Source organism: Agrobacterium sp. NPDC090273, from assembly GCF_044772305.1.
Taxonomy (GTDB): Bacteria; Pseudomonadota; Alphaproteobacteria; order Rhizobiales; family Rhizobiaceae; genus Agrobacterium.
In genome coordinates this window covers 332,210-351,088 of the sequence record NZ_JBIVYN010000006.1, presented here as the reverse complement: position 1 = coordinate 351,088, position 18,879 = coordinate 332,210, and the positions used below count along the sequence as shown (strand labels likewise).

The 18,879-nt window shown below is 56.0% G+C and carries 15 protein-coding genes; 5 read left to right on the top strand and 10 right to left on the bottom strand.

Annotated elements, in window-relative coordinates; translation table 11 throughout:
• Positions 1–6 precede the first annotated feature (6 nt).
• The 3 genes from ACIQT8_RS18045 to ACIQT8_RS18035 are packed head-to-tail and all read right to left on the bottom strand — an operon-like array spanning position 7 to position 5,475.
• Positions 7–3,282: an error-prone DNA polymerase gene (locus tag ACIQT8_RS18045; protein ID WP_400967884.1), complete on the bottom strand. Its 3,276-nt coding sequence runs from the start codon at positions 3,280–3,282 to the stop codon at positions 7–9.
• Positions 3,279–4,796 carry a Y-family DNA polymerase gene (locus ACIQT8_RS18040; protein WP_400967882.1) on the bottom strand — a complete coding sequence of 506 codons (1,518 nt, stop codon included), beginning with the start codon at positions 4,794–4,796 and terminating at the stop codon, positions 3,279–3,281. The genes ACIQT8_RS18045 and ACIQT8_RS18040 overlap by 4 nt, the downstream gene beginning before the upstream one ends.
• Entirely contained in the window at positions 4,726–5,475 is a 750-nt protein-coding gene (locus ACIQT8_RS18035) for an ImuA family protein (RefSeq protein WP_138793292.1), read from the bottom strand. The genes ACIQT8_RS18040 and ACIQT8_RS18035 overlap by 71 nt, the downstream gene beginning before the upstream one ends.
• A gap of 208 nt (positions 5,476–5,683) precedes the next feature.
• Between ACIQT8_RS18035 and ACIQT8_RS18030 the strand changes: the two genes are divergently transcribed.
• A complete protein-coding gene (locus ACIQT8_RS18030) occupies positions 5,684–6,046 on the top strand; it encodes a DUF1304 domain-containing protein (RefSeq protein WP_400967879.1) in 363 nt (120 codons plus the stop codon).
• 4 nt (positions 6,047–6,050) lie between these two features.
• Complete coding sequence (locus tag ACIQT8_RS18025) at positions 6,051–7,322, top strand: glycerate kinase (protein ID WP_400967876.1); 1,272 nt, start codon at positions 6,051–6,053, stop codon at positions 7,320–7,322.
• A gap of 109 nt (positions 7,323–7,431) precedes the next feature.
• Here the strand turns inward: ACIQT8_RS18025 and ACIQT8_RS18020 are convergent, their stop codons facing one another.
• The 6 genes from ACIQT8_RS18020 to ACIQT8_RS17995 all read right to left on the bottom strand — a co-directional run bounded on the left by ACIQT8_RS18020 (position 7,432) and on the right by ACIQT8_RS17995 (position 14,170).
• Complete coding sequence (locus tag ACIQT8_RS18020) at positions 7,432–8,622, bottom strand: Gfo/Idh/MocA family protein (RefSeq protein WP_400967873.1); 1,191 nt, start codon at positions 8,620–8,622, stop codon at positions 7,432–7,434.
• Positions 8,623–8,647: 25 nt separating this feature from the next.
• Complete coding sequence (locus ACIQT8_RS18015) at positions 8,648–9,700, bottom strand: sugar phosphate isomerase/epimerase family protein (RefSeq protein WP_400967870.1); 1,053 nt, start codon at positions 9,698–9,700, stop codon at positions 8,648–8,650.
• Between the two features lie 152 nt (positions 9,701–9,852).
• Positions 9,853–10,926, bottom strand: a complete 1,074-nt coding sequence (locus ACIQT8_RS18010; RefSeq protein ID WP_400967867.1) for an ABC transporter ATP-binding protein — start codon at positions 10,924–10,926, stop codon at positions 9,853–9,855.
• A gap of 17 nt (positions 10,927–10,943) precedes the next feature.
• On the bottom strand, positions 10,944–11,792 hold the full coding sequence (locus tag ACIQT8_RS18005; protein ID WP_138793298.1) for a carbohydrate ABC transporter permease: 849 nt from the start codon (positions 11,790–11,792) through the stop codon (positions 10,944–10,946).
• Complete coding sequence (locus ACIQT8_RS18000) at positions 11,785–12,723, bottom strand: carbohydrate ABC transporter permease (protein WP_138793299.1); 939 nt, start codon at positions 12,721–12,723, stop codon at positions 11,785–11,787. Before ACIQT8_RS18000 ends, ACIQT8_RS18005 begins: the two co-directional genes overlap by 8 nt.
• Before the next feature lie 145 nt (positions 12,724–12,868).
• Complete coding sequence (locus ACIQT8_RS17995) at positions 12,869–14,170, bottom strand: ABC transporter substrate-binding protein (RefSeq protein ID WP_400967863.1); 1,302 nt, start codon at positions 14,168–14,170, stop codon at positions 12,869–12,871.
• A 198-nt stretch (positions 14,171–14,368) separates the two neighbouring features.
• On the opposite strand from ACIQT8_RS17995, the gene ACIQT8_RS17990 reads away from it, so the two are divergent.
• From ACIQT8_RS17990 to ACIQT8_RS17980, 3 genes are read left to right on the top strand one after another with little or no spacing between them, the layout of a single operon-like run.
• Positions 14,369–15,568, top strand: coding sequence for an ROK family protein (locus tag ACIQT8_RS17990; RefSeq protein ID WP_400967860.1), 1,200 nt, complete (start codon positions 14,369–14,371; stop codon positions 15,566–15,568).
• A gap of 36 nt (positions 15,569–15,604) precedes the next feature.
• The gene (locus tag ACIQT8_RS17985) at positions 15,605–16,705 is read left to right on the top strand and encodes a Gfo/Idh/MocA family protein (protein ID WP_400967857.1); all 1,101 of its coding nucleotides are present in this window, start codon (positions 15,605–15,607) and stop codon (positions 16,703–16,705) included.
• 17 nt (positions 16,706–16,722) lie between these two features.
• Entirely contained in the window at positions 16,723–17,364 is a 642-nt protein-coding gene (locus ACIQT8_RS17980) for a ThuA domain-containing protein (protein WP_138793303.1), read from the top strand.
• A 54-nt stretch (positions 17,365–17,418) separates the two neighbouring features.
• On the opposite strand, the gene ACIQT8_RS17975 is transcribed toward ACIQT8_RS17980, so the two are convergent.
• Positions 17,419–18,780 (bottom strand): amidase, encoded by a 1,362-nt coding sequence (locus tag ACIQT8_RS17975; protein WP_400967854.1) that lies wholly within the window; start codon positions 18,778–18,780, stop codon positions 17,419–17,421.
• Positions 18,781–18,879 lie beyond the last annotated feature (99 nt).

Genomic DNA, 18,879 nt, shown 5'->3' with positions numbered 1-18,879 from the left:
ATGACCCTAGTGAAAATTTCGCGAGATGACCTTGATCCGCTCCACCGCGTCATTTTCCTGATCGGCCGTTGACGAGCGCTTGACAGTTCGGCGGCGATCTTCCGGCGGCATCCCATGATGGAATTCGTCACCGCGCCCATGTGGCAGGGGAAACGCCTTGTTTCTTTCTCCCACACTTGCAAGCGCTTCGGAAAGGTCAGTCAGCCGGTGCGCAACCAGATGTACGACATCGCCTTCCCGCTGGATCTTTCCATAAATGCCAACCATGCCGGCGGACAAAACAATGCGCCGGTATTTTTCAAACGTCCTGACCCACAAGACGGCATTGGCAATACCGGTTTCATCCTCCAGCGTCATGAAGATGACGCCCTTGGCGGAACCGGGGCGCTGGCGTACCAACACCAGCCCTGCCGTTTCAAGCCAGGTACCATCGCGAACACGGATCGCATCACGGCAGGTGACAATGCGGCGGCGAGCGAGATCGGCGCGCAAAAATGACATGGGGTGCTCGCGCAACGTCAATCCGACATGACCGTAATCCTGCACCACCTCGCCGCCATCCGTCATGGGACGAAGCGCCACGGATGGCTCGTCCAATTCAGCAATAACGGCATTCTCCCGACTGGCCGCCGCAGCAAAAAGCGGTAGCGGCTCATCCCGCAACGCCTTGATCGCCCAGAGTGCCTGACGCCTTGATAACTCAAGTGCAGGTAGGAAGGCATCGGCTTCCGCAAGACAAACAAGTGCTGATGACGATACCCCTGCCCTTCGCCAGAGATCATCGACCGAAGCGAAGTCCCTATCTTCCCGGCAGGCAACTATTTCTGCAGCATGTTTGTTCGAAAGCCCTTTCACCAGTCGCATGCCGAGACGTACGGCAAAGCGTGGGTCACCTTTGGCATCTTTCTCGCCTGTCGGTTCCAATGTGCAATCAAAACGGCTTTTGTTGACGCAGACAGGCCGGACCTCGACTCCATGATTTTGCGCATCGCGCACAATCTGTGCCGGGGCATAAAACCCCATGGGCTGAGAGTTCAAAAGTGCCACGCAGAAAATATCAGGATGATGGCATTTCAACCAGGAAGAGGCATAGGCGATCAGCGCGAAGGACGCAGCGTGACTTTCAGGAAAACCGTAACTGCCAAAACCTTCGAGCTGTTTGAAGATACGTTCAGCGAAATCCGCATCGTAGCCGCGTTTTACCATGCCATCGATCAGATCCTGTCTGAACTTGGAAATCGTGCCGACATTCTTGAATGTCGCCATGGCACGACGCAACTGGTCCGCCTTACCCGGTGAAAACCCGGCACATTCGATAGCAACGCGCATCGCCTGCTCCTGAAACAATGGCACGCCCTTCGTCTTTCCCAAGACTGCTCTCAGCTCTTCCTTGGGGTAATGTTCCGGCTCCTTGCCTTCACGGCGACGCAAATAAGGATGAACCATATCCCCTTGAATGGGGCCAGGGCGCACGATGGCGACCTGAATAACGAGATCATAAAATTCCGTGGGCTTCAGACGCGGCAACATCGACATCTGCGCGCGGCTTTCAATCTGGAACGTGCCAAGCGTATCAGCCTTCTGAATCATCGCATAAGTCTCAGGGTCGTCAGCGGGTACAGAAGCCAGATCGTATCGTTTGTTCGTCCTCGCTTCCAAAAGATCGAAACCTCTTTTCATGCAGGAGAGCATGCCAAGCGCCAGGCAGTCCATTTTCATGAACTTGACGATATCGATATCATCCTTGTCCCATTCGATGATCTGGCGATCGTCCATGGCAGCAGGTTCGATCGGCACAAGTTCATCAAGCCTATCATGGGTGAGAACGAAACCACCCGGGTGCTGGCTGTGATGACGCGGCGCACCGACAAGCTGGTTGGCGAGTTCGAAAGCAAGCTGGAGACGGCGATCCTCCATATTGAGATTCAGTTCTTTCACCTGTCCCTCGTTTACGCCGTCGCTCCAGCGCCAGACCTGTGAGGCAATGAGCTTTGTCATATCTTCCGGCAGGCCCAAAACCTTGCCCACATCGCGTAATGCGCCACGGCTGCGATAACGGGTAACCACAGAACAAAGAGCGGCCTTGTCTCGGCCATAACTGTCATAAACCCATTGAATGACTTCCTCGCGACGCTGATGTTCAAAATCCACGTCAATATCAGGCGGCTCACGTCGCTCTTCAGAAACAAAACGTTCGAAAAGAAGGTCAACCTTTAAAGGGTCGATGGAGGTTATCCCCAGAACATAGCAGACCACGGAGTTTGCAGCTGACCCGCGCCCCTGGCAGAGAATATCTTTTGACCTGGCAAATCGGACAATCGCATTCACAGTCAGAAAATAGGGGGCGTATTCGAGTTTACCTATCAACGCGAGCTCATGTTTCAGCGCCTTGTCAACCTTATCTGGCAGTCCGTGCGGGTAACGTCTCGGCACCGCTTCCTTGACCAGTTTCTCGAGCGCCTCCTGTGCCGTCAGTCCCGGCAACGAGCGCTCTTCTGGATACTGATAAGCCAGTTCCTCGAGAGAAAACCTGCAGCGCTTTGCAATTTCCAAGCTACGGGCCAGCGCCTCCGAATAACGCGGAAACAGCCGGTGCATTTCTTGCGGCGGTTTCATGTAACGGTCGGCATGGCGCTCACGCCTGAAGCCTGCTTCATCAATGGTACAATTATGCCGGATACAGGTGACGACATCCTGCAACATACGCCGCTCAGGCACATGAAATAGCACGTCATTTGTCACTACGGTCGGCACGCCTGCAGCCGCCGCCATGTTCGATAGCTCATAGAGCCGCATCTGGTCATTCGGACGGCGACGCAGACTAAGTGCCATATAGGCGCGATCACCGAAAGCTGCCCTGAGCCGACGTAAACGAAGGGTGCAAAGTTCGTCTGCAAGGTCGGCCAGCAACACTACAATCTGACCCTCACCCCATTCAACAAGATCGGCCCACTCGAGTATGCACTTGCCTTTGCCTGCCCGTTTCTTGCCAATGGAAAGCAAACGGCAAAGCCGCCCGTAAGCGGCGCGATCCATGGGATAAACCAATACGGAAAGATCATCTTCGAGATCGAGCCTGCAGCCGATGACGAGCCGAACACCATTATTCTTGGCCGCTTCATAGGCGCGAGGAATGGCCGCAAGGCTATTGCGATCGACAATACCAAGCGCCTCGATGCCAAGATGCGCAGCCTGCTCGAACAACTCATCGCAAGAACTGGCCCCACGCAAAAACGAAAAATGCGTCGTGACCTGAAGTTCAGCGTAGCGGGGCGCACTCATGTAAACAGCCCATGAATGAACCAGGCCTGTGAGCCTGTATTGGTATGTTCACCATCACCAGAGCGGAAGATCCAGAAGCGCCCTCCCGTCTCATCCTCCACCATGAAATAATCGCGAACGGCGGATTTTTCCCGGTCGCGTTTCCACCATTCTCCAAAAACCCGCTCCGGCCCGTCAGCGCATTTCACCAGATGGCGTATACCGCGCCAGATGAAATAACGCGGAGGATGATCCGGGAGCAGCGCAAGAGTTTCTATAGGCTCCGGTCTTGAAAAAAGCCGGATCGGACGCGGCCAATGACCCGGCCAGCCGATTGCATCTTCCGGGCAGAGTGCCGGCAGGCGGGCAACGGAGCGTTCCGGCACATCGCTGGCGACAGCGGCATATCGGTAGACACGATGACCGCGATTGATGATGACATCGATCGTATCAGCAACATCCGCACGATTTTCGGACAATAGAGATGTACGTACCTGTCCCGCCACAAGCGGTTCGGCATGGGTTACGGTCATGACCATTGTCTCGATACCGAAGCCGGGATCGATGGTATTGATACGGTCCGTCAGAAGTCGGGCTATCTGCCTTGCGTCACGGACAGGTTTCGATGTCCCGGCCCGGATCGCCTGAAATGTGCCATCGACACGATTGAGCAAGAGGTCAACACGGCGGGCGCCAAGACCGCGCTTTTCCAGAGCGGCACACAAACCACTTACAAGCTTTTCAGTGTAGCGACCTATCGTCTCCGCAGCAGCGATAGGTTCGGCGAACACGCGACGCACTTCCACGAGTTCGGGCACACGCACCGGCTTGACCGGCTCTGCGACCTGGCCGAATGCCTGATCGAGCCGGCGTGCCAGCTGCGGACCAAAGCGCAATACAAGTGGTGCACGCGGAGCATCGGCCAACTCCCCAATGGAACGAAAACCCAGTACCTTGAGACCACGGATCGTTTCATCTTCAAGCCGTAGCGCGGCAAGCGGCAAGCTATTAAGGGCTTCACGCGCCTTACCCTGTGGAATGACGGAAATCTCCTGACCACCAAAACGGGCGAGCGCATAAGCAGCGCCCCAGCTCTCGGCAATCGCGGCGCGTGCTGCAAAGCCGCTCGCATGCAAGCGGTTGACCATACCGCCCAACATCAGCGTTTCATTTCCATGCAGATGATCCGCACCCGTCGTATCCATGACCAGTCCATCCGGCAGATCGGTGGCAACGATGGGGGCATAGATGCGCAGAAAATGAAAAGCGAGTTCCTTCAGCGCACGTGCATCAGCATCCGCCTCCAGATGTTCCACAATCAAACCGGGCACCAGCGCCTGCGCCTTGCTGACCGGTGTGCCCAACCGGATGCCAGCCACCTTCGCAGCCTTGTCCAGCGCCAGAACGAGACGGCGGCTGCCTTGCCTTCCGATCATAACAACCGGTTTGTCGGTGGAGGGCGCATCATGCCCGAGCCGCCTCCGGTAGCGATCCGTCGGCCATGTCGGTAGATAGAGCGAGACGACCCTTTGCATCACATGCTTCCACTTCAAATGCTGCAGCTTCCCCGCCACGGCAGCGCAAAAGCTCCAGAAACCAGCGTGCCCTGCCTACTCCCGGTACCGGCAGCGAAGCCGATGGCCTGACAGAAACCCGCCACCGGGTAACGGCTGCTGTCGGCTCGCCGAACATGGTCGCCTCTGCCTGACGTCTGAAGCGCCGGATTGCGATGCCTGTCACGCCGGAGGTTTCCGCTGCCAGCTGCAGTCGTCGCGAAGCATTCATCGGCAATTTCGCAATCTCGCCCAGCACAGCCCCGAAACCGTTGCAGCGTAAGCCTTCCTCGAAACAGTCGAGAACGCCTTTTTCATCCCGACACTCAACCATCACGAGCCTGTTGTGAGACAATCCAGCCTGCGCCAACGCCGGCATGAACAGATCCTGCCGTGTGACGCACCATAAGACCTTGCCCGAAAGCCGCGCGGCGATACCCGCCGCAAACAAAGCTGCCGATGCACCATCAAGAGCTCCATTACCGTTGCCACTTACTTCATGCAGGCAACCAAGACCCAACCCGCCACCTGGGAGCTGGTTATCAATTTGCGCTAGACCGAAGGGGAGAGTTTCGTGACGGCGTACAGAACCACCGGCAAGATTTTCCAGCCGTTCACGCAGTTCTTCAATAACGAGCAACTGTTCCGCGCGCTTGTGCATGGCATGACAGGTTTCAATTCCGACTTTTGTATTGTTCTTGTTTTGTTCTTATTTTGAGAAAGAGTCAAGTATTCCTCGCCGGCATCAAAAGTTTACACACAACGAGTGTCAGCCGACCTTGCAGCCGGTGAGACCATCGTTAAAACAAGAGTGTCGGACGTATTTCTTGAAGACACCGCTCGACAAGGTTTTTGGAGGAAAGCCGCACATGCTCGCAAATATTCTCATTGCGGTCGTCATCGCAATCCATCTCTATATCGTTGTGCTAGAGATGTTGCTCTGGGAAAAACCACTCGGGCGCAAGGCATTTGGCCTCACGGCTGATTTCGCAAGGCAGACAAAGGTGCTTGCCGCAAATCAGGGACTTTACAACGGGTTCATCGCTGCTGGGCTGACGTACGGTCTATTCCTAGGAGACGCCGGACTGACCTTCAAAGTCTTCTTCCTCATCTGTGTCGCGGTCGCCGGGATCTTCGGCGCTATCACCGCGAATATCAAAATCCTCTTCATTCAGACGCTCCCTGCCCTTTTGGCTCTTGGAGCACTCACCTTCGCGACGACGGGAGCATGAACCAATGACTATCTGGAACGATTTGCAGGCCAGAAACGCGCTCAGTCGTATTTTCATGGCTGCTGTCTCCAGCGCAGACCCGGGAAAGGTTTTGCATCCACATCTACCCTCGCCGCCGAAAGGAAAATGTGTGGTGGTAGGCGCCGGCAAAGCATCTGCCGCGATGGCAGCGGCTCTGGATGCTGCCTGGCCCTCTGTTGACCTCTCCGGCATTGTCGTCACCCGTTACGGCCATGCGGTTCCTGCTGGTCGGATCGAAATCATCGAGGCATCCCATCCAGTCCCTGATGCGAGGAGCGAGGAAGCTGCAGTCCGCATTCTCGCCGCCGTTCAAAATCTGGGCCCGGATGACATGGTCATCGCTCTGATTTCAGGCGGCGGCTCGGCACTCATGGTTGCTCCAGGCGACGGAATGACGCTTGCCGACAAGATGGCGGTCAACCGGGCGCTTCTTTCAAGTGGCGCGCCAATTTCGGAAATGAACGCTGTTCGCAAGCATTTGTCACGCATCAAGGGCGGGCGTCTGGCACTCGCGGCAAAGCCTGCAAAGGTCGTCTCCCTCCTGATTTCGGACGTACCTGGCGATGATCCATCTGAAATTGCGTCTGGCCCGACGGTCGCAGACCCGACGAACATCGCCTCCGTGCGGGAGATCGTTTCGCGATATGGACTGGATTTGCCCGAAAGCGTACGCACAGTTCTTGAGAAAGGCGAGGAAACACCTAAGGCTGGTGAGATCGACGAAGATGTTCGCCTCATCGCCGCCCCGTCTCTGGCACTCCAGGCCGCGGCGGAAGAAGCTCGAAAACTTGGTCTTCAGCCTCTGATCCTTGGAGATTCTCTTGAGGGAGAATCCAAGGATGTCGGTGCAGTGATGGCAGGCATAGCAATTTCTGCCAGCAAGAAAGGCTTGCCTATCAAAGGCCCGGCTGTGCTGCTTTCGGGCGGAGAAACAACCGTCAGCATCGGAAAAGGCCCCGCGGGAAAGGGCGGCCGTAACACCGAATTCCTGTTAAGTCTTGCGCTGACGTTGAAGGGCGCGGCCGGGATATGGGCTATTGCTGGCGACAGTGACGGGATTGATGGCGTTGAAGATGCGGCCGGTGCGCTGGTAACACCAGATACGCTTTCGCGCATCCACGCGGCGGGGATTGATGCCCGCCAATCTCTGGTATGCCACGACAGCTATACGGCATTTAAGGCGATAGACGACCTTGTCGTGACGGGTCCCACGCTCACGAACGTCAACGACATCAGGGCAATACTCATCGGATGAGAATTTGATGTGCAAGCGGCCAATCAATCGCCGCGCAATACCGGAATAGCTAAACCGGTACAATCAAATAAAATGGACCGGGGAGTTCCCGGTCCATTTGTTTCAGGTGCTACAGCTTTACCCAGCTCCCGTTCTTTTTCCCGGATTCGATACAGGCTGTGACGAACGCTACGCCCTTCACTCCATCGTCGACGGTCGGGTAATTCACCGCCTTGTCGAGTGCTTCGCCAGAACGGCGCGCTTCGATGGCGTGCGCAGCTTCGGTGTAGATCGTTGCGAATGCTTCGAGATAGCCTTCTGGATGACCTGACGGAATGCGCGTGACACGTCCAGCCGCAGCTCCGGCCCCCGCTCCACCGCGGGTGATAAGCTGTTTTGGCTCACCGAGTTTGGTAAACCACAGATAGTTCGGATCGGCCTGCGTCCACTCGATCCCGGCCTTTGTACCGTAGACACGGATCTTCAGGCCATTTTCATGCCCGACGGCCACCTGGCTGCACCACAACAGCCCCTTTGCAGGCTGCGCCGTGCCCTTTGACTTGAAGCGTAACATGACGTGTGCATTGTCATCGAGGCGACGTCCTTCGACGAAAGTGTGCACGTCTGCAGCAAGTTCGTCGGCGTCGAGACCGGAGATAAAGCAACCAAGGTTATAGGCGTGGGTGCCGATGTCACCGGTCGAACCACCTGCACCCGACTGCGCAGGATCGGTCCGCCAGACAGCCTGTTTTGCACCGGTCTGTTCGATAGGTTCGGCCAGCCAGTCCTGAGGATACTCCATCTGGACAAGACGAATGTCACCAAGAGCGCCACTCTCTACCAGTTCCCGGGCGTGACGCACCATTGGATAGCCTGTGTAGTTGTGTGTCAGGACGAACAGTGCGTCGGCCTTGTCGGCAACCTCTTTCAACTTTTTGGCATCGTCGAGATTGGAGGTCAGCGGTTTGTCGCAGATGACGTGAATACCACGCTCCAGAAACGCCTTTGCAGCGGGATAGTGCAGGTGGTTCGGCGTGACAATTGCGACAGCTTCAATGCCATCATCCCTTGCGGCTTCCTTCTCGGCCATTTCTTCAAACGAGCCATAGCAGCGATCTTCATCCAGCCCCAGCTCAAGACCGGACGCCCTCGATTTTTCCGGCGTCGAGGACAAGGCGCCGGCCACAAGATCAAAACGGTTGTCGAGCCGCGCCGCCATACGGTGAACACCGCCGATAAAAGCGCCCGTACCGCCCCCCACCATACCGAGACGAATGCGCTTGCTTGCCGCCTTGTCGGTCGTCTTTCCTTCAATTGCCATAATATTTCCTCACCAATTCCATTACTTACAAACCGAGCATACGACGGTTGGCAGCATCGTCAGTGCCGCTAGATGCAAAGTCGTCGAACGCTTTTTCGGTGACCCGAATGATGTGCGCCTTTACGAACTCAGAACCTTCTCTTGCACCGTCTTCAGGATGTTTGAGGGCGCATTCCCATTCGACAACAGCCCATCCATCGAAATCGTTGGCTGCCATTTTGGAAAAGACCGCACCGAAATCCACCTGCCCGTCACCGAGCGACCGGAACCGGCCGACACGATTGACCCAGCCCTGATAGCCGCCGTAAACGCCCTGTCGTCCGGTCGGATTGAACTCGGCATCCTTGACGTGGAACATCTTGATGCGGTCTTTGTAGATGTCGATGTTGTCGAGATAATCAAGGCATTGCAGTACGTAGTGTGATGGATCGTAGAGCATGTTGGCACGTGGATGGTTTTTCACGCGTTCCAGGAACATCTCGAACGTAATGCCGTCGTGAAGATCTTCTCCAGGATGAATTTCGTAGCAAACGTCCACTCCCTGCTCATCCGCATAGTCGAGGATCGGCGTCCAGCGTTTGGCGAGTTCATCAAACGCCGTTTCCACCAGACCTGCCGGACGTTGCGGCCACGGATAGATGAATGGCCAAGCCAATGCACCGGAGAATGTCGCGTGCGCCTTAATGCCGAGATTATGTGAAGCTTTCAGCGCGAGCTTGACCTGCTCTACCGCCCATTGCTGACGAGCCTTCGGGTTGCCACGAACCTCGGGGACGGCGAAGCCATCGAACGCTTCGTCGTATACCGGATGCACGGCAACGAGCTGGCCTTGCAAATGGGTTGAAAGTTCGGTCACTTCCACGCCGTTTGCGCGGGCGACGCCAGCGAACTCATCGCAATAATCTTTCGATTCAGCTGCTTTTTTCAGATCGATGAGCTGGCTTGCCCAGGTGGGAACCTGGACACCTAGGTAACCTTTTTCCGCAGCCCACTTGGTTATTCCGTCCCACGTATTAAACGGCGCGGCATCGCCAGCAAACTGGCCAAGGAAAATGCCCGGCCCTTTGATCGTCTTCATAAAAAACTCCTCCTGTATCGATACAGATGCGCGATAAAATCACTTTGGCTCCCGATCGCCAAGCTAACCGCTCGTTATTTTCTGGCAACCCCCAAATGCGATCTGGAGGAGACAAACACCATATTTCGCTCAGAACGTGTGGGCGGTTAAGATCACAAAGCGATACCGCTTGCACGATCAAAGACGTGCACGCGCTCATGACTGATGCTGGCAGCGAAAGGCGTATTGACGCGGACAGGCTGTTCACCGTCAACAACCGCAGTAACTTGATCTCCTGCGAGTTCGAAAATCACATGGGTTTGCGCACCGGTTGGCTCGACGAGGACCGTCCGACCGGACAAAGCTACATCGCCTCCTGTGGTCGAGCCGATATGCTCAGGTCTTAGACCTATCGTCACCGATTGACCGCGCTTGACCTTTTTGCCCGTCGAAATGCGGATGGCCGTGCCGTCCTTCAGGCGAGCGGCAGGTTCGTTGCCTTCACCATCAACCACGCATTCAATGAGGTTCATCGCCGGAGAACCGATAAAGGCTGCTACGAAAAGATTTGCAGGCGTCTTGTAGAGTTCGAGCGGGGTCCCCTGCTGTTCGATGCGGCCATGGTTGAGAACGACAACACGATCTGCGAGCGTCATTGCCTCAATCTGGTCGTGTGTGACGTAAATGGATGTCGTTCCAACTTTCTGATGCAAAGCCTTGATTTCGCTCCGCATCTGAACGCGGAGCTTGGCGTCTAGGTTTGACAGCGGTTCGTCGAACAGGAAGACGGCAGGGTTGCGCACGACCGCACGCCCCATGGCGACACGTTGCCGCTGACCGCCGGAAAGTTGGGAAGGCTTGCGATCCAGCAACTTTCCGAGATCAAGCATGCGAGCCGCTTCCGCAACGCGTTCATCGATGACATTTTTCGGCTGACCAGCAAGCTTCAGGTTAAACCCCATGTTCTCGGCGACGGTCATGTGCGGATAAAGCGCGTATGATTGGAACACCATCGCAATATTGCGCTCGCGCGGTGTCATTCCGTTGACGACGGTGCCGCCAATATGAATGTCGCCGTCTGTAATTTCTTCGAGACCGGCAATCATACGCAGCAACGTAGACTTGCCGCAGCCGGAAGGTCCGACGAGCGCAATGAATTCGCCATCTGCAATATCGAGAGAGATGCCATGAATGACATCAAGCGCGGCGTAGGACTTGCGGATATCCTTAAGTTCAACGGAAGCCAATTTATGCTCCTTTCAAGTCACGATTTGACGGCGCCGGCCGTCAGACCTGCGATGATGTGTTTCTGGGCAAGGAAAAAGACGATGACGGTGGGCAGAATGGTCAGGGTAATAAAAGCGAGAACAAGCTGCCATTCCGTCCCGAATTCGCCGCGATAGACCATGATCCCAAGGGGCCACGGATACTTGGATTCCGAATTCAGCATGATAAGAGGCAGGATGTAGCTGTTCCAGCTTCCGACGAATGACACGATGCCGACAGTCGCCACGATCGGTCGAGAAAGCGGCAAAGAAATATGCCAGAAGAAGCGTAAATAACCGCAGCCATCCACGAATGCTGCCTGGAACAACTCCTCGGGCAAATTGCGGAAATAATTGCGAAAAAGCAGGATGCTCATACCCAGGCCGAAAGCCACCTGAGGCAACACGACGCCCCAGTAGGTATCGAGCAGGCCGAGATCGCGGATCCGAATGAACAGCGGCAGGATTGCAGTCGCCGCCGGGAACATCAGCCCCAACAGGAAGTAATTGAGAAGGAACGATGAACCAAAAAATTTGACGTGCGCAAAGGTGAAGGCAGCCATCGCAGACACCGTGAGGGTCAAGAAGACCGTCAGGACTGCGATCACCAGCGAATTGAATATTTGCAGCCAGTAACGCTTGCCAAACAGGATGTCGCCGTAGTTGGCCCACTGCCACTCTTGAGGCACACCGAAGGGATTTACACGCAGGTCGCCCAGCGTCTTGAAGCCGCCAAGCGCAGTTGTCAAAAGCGGCACCAGCACGATGGCAGCAATCAAGCTCAAAGAAACGTATAGATAGAGCTTCGTCTGAAGCGGCATGCGGACGGAGGTGGATGTATCAGTCATGGCGCATGAAAATCCTTTTGTAACCGAAGGCGAGCGTCACGCAGATAATGAAAAGAACGACGCCAACTGCACTCCCAAGCCCAACCTGCATGCGCATGACGCCGTAGGTATAGAGGAAGGTGACCATGGTCTGTGTTGAATTGGACGGGCCGCCACCGGTGAGCGGCATGATCATATCGAAGAGCTGCAAGGAACCTATCACTGCAAAAAACACAGAGAGACGGACAGTCGAGCCCAACATCGGCAATGTGACGTAGCGGAACTTCTGCCAGCCGCTGGCACCGTCGATTTCGGCAGCCTCCAGGACATTCTTGTCGACCGACTGCAGGCCCGCGATGAAAAGCATCATATGGAACCCGAAGTACTTCCAGACGATAACCCCCAGCACGGCGTAGATTGCGACATCCTTGTCCGCCAGAACATAGGGGTTGGCAAAACCGAAGAAGCTGGAAATCGCTGCAAACAGTCCGTAATCGCCATCATAAACGAACCGCCAGATCAGGCCTGCAGCGACATCAGCAAGCACGTAGGGCAGGAAAAACACAAGTCGAAAGGCAACGACGCCTGGAATCCGGTGCGCCAGCATCATCGCAAGCCAGATGGCGAGCGGGATCTGAATCAACACGGAAATGAGGATGATGAGGCCGTTGTTGAGAAGCGCCTGTGAGAAAGCCGCATTGCCGAAAAGAACTTGGAAGTTCCTAAGGCCGACAAACTCGGTAGGCGTGCCATAACCGTTCCAGCGATAGAGGCTGTACCACGCGGCCTCGCCCATCGGCAAAATGACGAAGAGCGTGAAAAGCAACAGCGCCGGCGGGAGAAAAACAAGAAGCGTAAGCGCCCGGTCGTGGGCAACAGAGCTTTGCTTGTGCTTGGCTTTAGCAGCCACGCGCACGGCTGTGGGTGCAGAAGTCATGGAGATGTCCGTCATCGTTATCCGCTTTCTTGAGTGCAGATAGAGAGTTTCCCGTGGATGCGGCGACCCAACAAAGTTCGGCCAACCGCCCCAAAATCAGGTGAGAGCTTTGCCTAACGCCCTACTGGACCAACGCTCTCAAATCGAGGGATGGCAGATGTCAACGGAGCTCGAAAGCATCCTGGATCTGCTGCGCACCTTCTTCCGATGTCATTTGCCCTGAGACGATTTCGACAGACACATCGTTGACGACACGTCCGACCGCAGCACCAAGCGTTTGGTCGAAGAAGTTCTGATGCCATGTGGACCCGGCGAGCTGTTTCGCGGAATCGGCCAGAAGTGGGTTTTTGACGGCACCATCTGCACCAGTCGCGACCGGCAGCAACATACCCGCGGCCGCCATCTTCTCTTCACTTTCCTTACTGGTCAGGAACGTGGCGAAGTCGATGGCCTCCTTCGACGCATTTTTCGTCACCGCCCATCCATTCAGGCCGCCAAGCGTATCCGTGGCCTTTCCAGCACCGCCTTCAACCACCGGAAATGCGAAGCGACCGATATTGTCGGCAGCAAGGCCTTTGCCATCGCCGGCATTCTTGCGCTGGTTGGCTTCAGTGTTGTCGAAACCAAGGATCATCGCGGCCTTGCCGTCGCCAAATACACCGAGCGCCTGGGGCCAGGTAGATCCGAGATAACCTGGCTGAAAGGGCTCGAGCTTGCCGAACTCCGCCAGTTGCTCGCCTGCCTTGATGATTGCGGGGTCCTTAAACCCTTCACCCTCACCCTTGCGCGCCGCCTCAAACACTGTCTGGCCGCCATTGCGCATGACGAGATAGCTCCAGTAAAAATGGATTGGCCATTTTTCACCGCCGCCACCTGCGATCGGAACGATACCTGCGTCCTTGATTTTCTTGACGACACTCCCAAGGTCATCCCAGGTCTTGATGTCGTCTGCTTTTACACCCGACTTGGCAAAAAGTTCCTTGTTGTAGAAGAAGCTGACCAGGCTTACCTTGTAGGGGACGGCCCATACCTTGCCGTCGAACGACAGGCCATCGATGGCTGAACCGTTGTACGATTGGCGAAGCTTGCCGCCATCGGCGTCGAATATCTCGGTCAGATCCTTCAGTGCGCCAGTCTGAGACTGCTCCTGGAGGACACCGCCGCCCCAGCTGTAAAAGAAATCCGGGACATCGTTTGATTGTAGGAGTGTGGGAAGTTTTGCCTTGAATGCCTCGTTTTCCAGGAACTGAAGCTGGACGTCGACATCAGGATGTTTCGCCTCGTAGTCCTTGGCGATCTCCTCCCAAACTGCCACAGCCTTCGGGTCAAGCTCCACATGCATCCATTTCACGACAGTTGCCGCTGAAACATTCGCCGCACCCAGCATGAGGGTAATACTTGTTGTCGCGGCAAAGGACATCATCCTGCCGCCCAGGCTAGCGCCTGCGTGCCAATAAGTCATGTCTGTGATCCTCCCTGGGGATTTCCTCACCATTTATTCCCCAATGCGGATTAATTCAGCCGACATGCCGCACATTGTCAAGGCGCCCTGCCAATTTTTTACCCAAACAGCTTGACACACCCCCTCCAGGCGACGTTATTTAATCCGCATCCCGATGTAATTTATCTTCGAGACCCATCAACAGCGCAGCAGGACCCCATGAAGACCGCAGACCCAGAACTGATGCGCGCGATCAACAGGTTAAGCGTACTGGATACCATCCGCCGCCACGGCCCGATCTCACGGGTGGAGATCAGCGAACGGACCCAACTCTCCACGACAACCGTTTCCGCCATCACCGCATCTTTGCTCGACGACGGTCTTATTCTGACGCGCCACATCGGTGACATTCGCGCTGAAAGTGCACGGGGACGACCACGCGTCATGCTTGAACTCAATCCGGATGCAGCGAGGGTCGTTGGTGCTAAAATCGCGGCTAACCGGATGGTCTTTGTCGTCACCGATTTCTGCGGAAACGTCCTTTCCACCCTTTCCCTGCCAATCCGCGTCGATCGCCAACCGATTGGCGTTATTGCAGATCTTGTAGAGGATGGGGTAAGGCGCTGTGTACTTGATGCTGGCCTGTCGCTGGAAGACGTGGATATGGTCTGCCTTGGATTGCCCGGCGTCATCGAACACCGAACAGGCAGGATCCGCAGCAGCCCGATCCTGCGGGAGGTCAACGTCGATTTCGCCGAAGCGATGACGGCCCGACTGACGACCACCACGATCATTGAAAGCGATGCCCACGCGATAACGCTTGCCCATCATTGGTTCGGGCACGCCCGCGAGCTTGAAGACATGGTTCTGATTTCGCTTGAGCAAACGCTCGGACTAGGCGTGCTGCACCAGAACCAGCTTTTTCGAGGCGCAGGCGGTTTAAGCCACAATCTCGGAGATCTCGTTATTCATCTCGCCAGTGAAGGCGCTGTGCGCCTTGCGAGCCAGGCAGGCGAGACTGCGATTCTCGGCTCACGTCCCGTCGATAGTCGCTTTGCTGAAGCAATCCGCATCGGACGCGGCATGCAACACGCTCACGCATTGATCGAAGCGGAAGATGACGGGTTGATCTCGGCAGCGCAACGCGCGGGCGAAGCTATAGGGTTGACGCTCGCCAATATCGTTACGCTCTTTGCCCCGCCACGCGTCATCATAACCGGGTCTAGCCTTGAACTGGGAGAGCCCTTCATTGCCGCCATTCGCGACAGCTACACTGCGGCGGTCCCACCGTCCCTGGCTGGCGTTGCGGAACTTGTCTTCGATCTTTCAAGCGACGAATTGTGGGCACAGGGAGCGGCGGCTGTCGCACTCTATGAGCTTTACGAATCGCCGTGGAATACAACAGGGCCGGCTCTTTAGCAGCGTCCCCAATTCTGATTTACGGGAGGAAATCATATGAAACGTGTAGGTATCGGCATCATCGGCTGTGGCAACATCTCAAGTGCCTATCTGAAGGCTATGGCGTCGTTTCCCATTTTGGACATTCGCGGTCTTGCTGACATGAATGCGGACGCGGCCAAGGCACGCGCAGAGGAATTTGGTCTTAAAGCGCGCTCAATCGATGAGCTTTTTGCCGATCCCGAAATAGAGATTATCGTCAACCTCACGATCCCGAAAGCGCATGTCGAGGTCGGGTTGCGCGCGCTCGATGCAGGCAAGCACACCTATTCTGAAAAACCTCTCGGCATTAATTTCGCCGAAGGCAAGCGCCTGGCAGAGGCCGCAAAAGTAAAGAAGCTGCGTATCGGTTCAGCACCCGACACGTTTCTCGGCGGCGGACACCAGACCGCACGCCGGCTCGTCGATGAGGGTGTCCTTGGCATACCGGTTGGCGGGACGGCCAACTTCATGTGCCCGGGACACGAGCGCTGGCACCCAAACCCCGGCTTTTATTACGAGGTCGGCGGCGGTCCGATGCTTGACATGGGCCCTTATTACATCACCGATTTGGTCAATCTCCTTGGCCCAGTAGCGAAGGTCGCAGGGTTTGCCACGACACCAAGAAGCGAGCGCCTTATCACCAGCCAGCCCAAGAACGGCGAAAAGATCCCAGTCCACGTGGCAACGCATGTTGCGGGCGTACTGGCATTCGAAAGCGGTGCGGTGGTTCAGGTCGGCATGAGCTTTGATGTTGCCGGTCACAAACACGTACCGCTCGAAATCTACGGTACGGAGGGGACCCTAATTGTACCCGATCCGAACCATTTCGGTGGCGAGGTGCAATTGCTGAAAAAAGGTGGCGCGTTCGAAACACAGGATCTCTCCTCGCCCTATGCAGACGGAAATTACCGTTCTATCGGTGTGGCAGATATGGCCTACGCCATCCGCGACGGCCGTCAACATCGTGCCAATGGCGATCTTGCGCTTCATGTCCTGGAAGTCATGGAGGCTTTCCAGACCGCGTCTGATACCGGCAACACCGTATCCATCACCACCGGTGTGGAGCGACCCGCCCCACTCGACATCTCGCTGGTCGACGGCCAGCTCGGTAAATAATCCTGAGGAGGAATTAAATGCGTGAAGCACTGATTGTATGGGGCGGCTGGAGCGGGCATGAGCCGCAAGAATGCGCTGCGATCGTCAAGGATATTCTGGAGGAAGACGGTTTCAAGGTCTATGTGGAGCACAGCACGGAGGCATTTGCCGATCCGTCGGTCCATGATCTCAGCCTCGTAGTGCCCATCGTCACGATGTCCAAGATCGAAAAGGAAGAGATCAAGAACCTGACGGCAGCGGTCGAAAACGGTGTAGGCATCGCCGGTTTCCATGGCGGCGCCGGCGACAGCTTCCGCGAGTGCGTCGAATACCAGTTTATGATCGGCGGACAATGGGTGGCACACCCCGGCAACATCATCGACTACAAGATCAACATTACCCGCCCCGATGATCCTTTGATGGAGGGGATCTCCGATTTCCCCTACACATCAGAGCAGTATTACATGCACGTAGATCCCTCCAACGAGGTCCTTGCGACAACCACATTTACTGGGGACCATGCCTGGTGGATTGACGGCGTGGTTATGCCTGTTGTCTGGAAACGCAAATACGGCAAGGGTCGAGTTTTCTACTCAGCACTTGGTCATCAAGCCAAGGAGTTTGGCGTCCCCGAGATGAAGACCATGTTCCGGCGGGGCGCAAACTGGGCGGCGCGATAAGTGGCTCTTTAAAGAAATACGTCATGCCGGTTAATCCCGGCATGACCGTCCACGTCATCCGCGAATTGTTTCCTCTGCAGCGAGCGCAATCGCTAGAAGATGCTCATCCTTTCCGAAAAGTCCCGAGAGCATGAGCCCTACCGGCATATCCGCGTCCCCTCTTCCGCATGGGATCGAAACTCCGCACCAGTCAAAGAAATTTCCGATTTGGGTATTGCGTAGAGTCTTTCCGTTCATGGCGAAAAACGCGTCGTCATCGGCCAGAAGCGGTTCTATTTTCGGGGCGACATGCGGCAGTGTCGGCGAAACAAGCAATTCATCCTCGCCCACCAGCTTTGAAAACTCGGCAATCATCTGCTCACGGGCATCGTTGATCGCAATGTAGTCCGGCATGGAGATGTTGGCTCCAAGCCGTGTTCTGGCGACCACACGCGGATCCATTCCTTCGGCTTCAGCGCCTTCCAATCTAGCCTTGTGCAATGCGAATGCCTCGGCGGTTACAAGTGCGCCCTTGTCCTTGATCAGATCGAAGAGTGCCGTGAAGGAAGGAAACGATTGCCGCCGGACCCTGACGCCTTTTCGGGCTAGACGGTCGAGTGCGCCTTCAAAGGCATTCGCGACACCATCTTCTATGCCATCGAAAAAGACCGTCTCGGGCACGACAAAAGATAAATCATTGAGTGACGGCGGACTGACCACATCAGGAGCGGCTTTTCCGCACATGGCAGCGTCGACCCAGATGGCATCCCTGACCGTATGGGTAAGCGGCCCGAGCGAATCGAGGCTTTTCGCCAGTGGAAAGACACCCCGCATGGAGTAACGACCGCGGCTTGCTTTGTAGCCGACCACACCATTGAATGCTGCCGGGATGCGAACAGAGCCGCCCGTATCAGTACCAATCGCCACGGGAACAAGTCCGGCACCGACGGCAGCGCCCGCTCCCGAGGAAGATCCACCAGGCAATCGATGACCATCCTTTGACGCTGGATTGCGCGGTGTCCCGTAGTGCGGGTTAATTCCTAGTCCGGAGAACGCAAATTCACTCATATTGGTTCGTCCGACGCAGACCATACCTGCCTGCTGCAGCGCAGTGACCACATCTGCGTCGCGCTCTGCAGCTACGTTTTGTGCGAGCACCGTCGACCCGGCCGTCGTTGCTCTTCCCTCGAGGTCAAAAAGGTCTTTCCACGCGACCGGGATGCCGTCGAGCAACCCCATGCTTCGACCCTCGCGGATGCGCCGTGAAGCAGCCTCTGCTTCCTGCTTAGCTCGTTTTTCGGTCAGGTCGATAAAAATCGATTGGTCGTCAAACGAGCCGATCGCGTCCAGTGTTTGCTCGATGAGCTCCTGAGGATCGAGCGCACCAGACTGGATCAGGGCGGAGAGTTGCGAGACGTTTTTGCCGGTATGGCTCATTTTGAATTCCTCGATAAACGACATGCCGGGAGCACCTTGCCGGTTCTGATCACCTTGGCAAGGCCACGGTCTTGCCCCGGAGAACAAATTCGAAGGCTC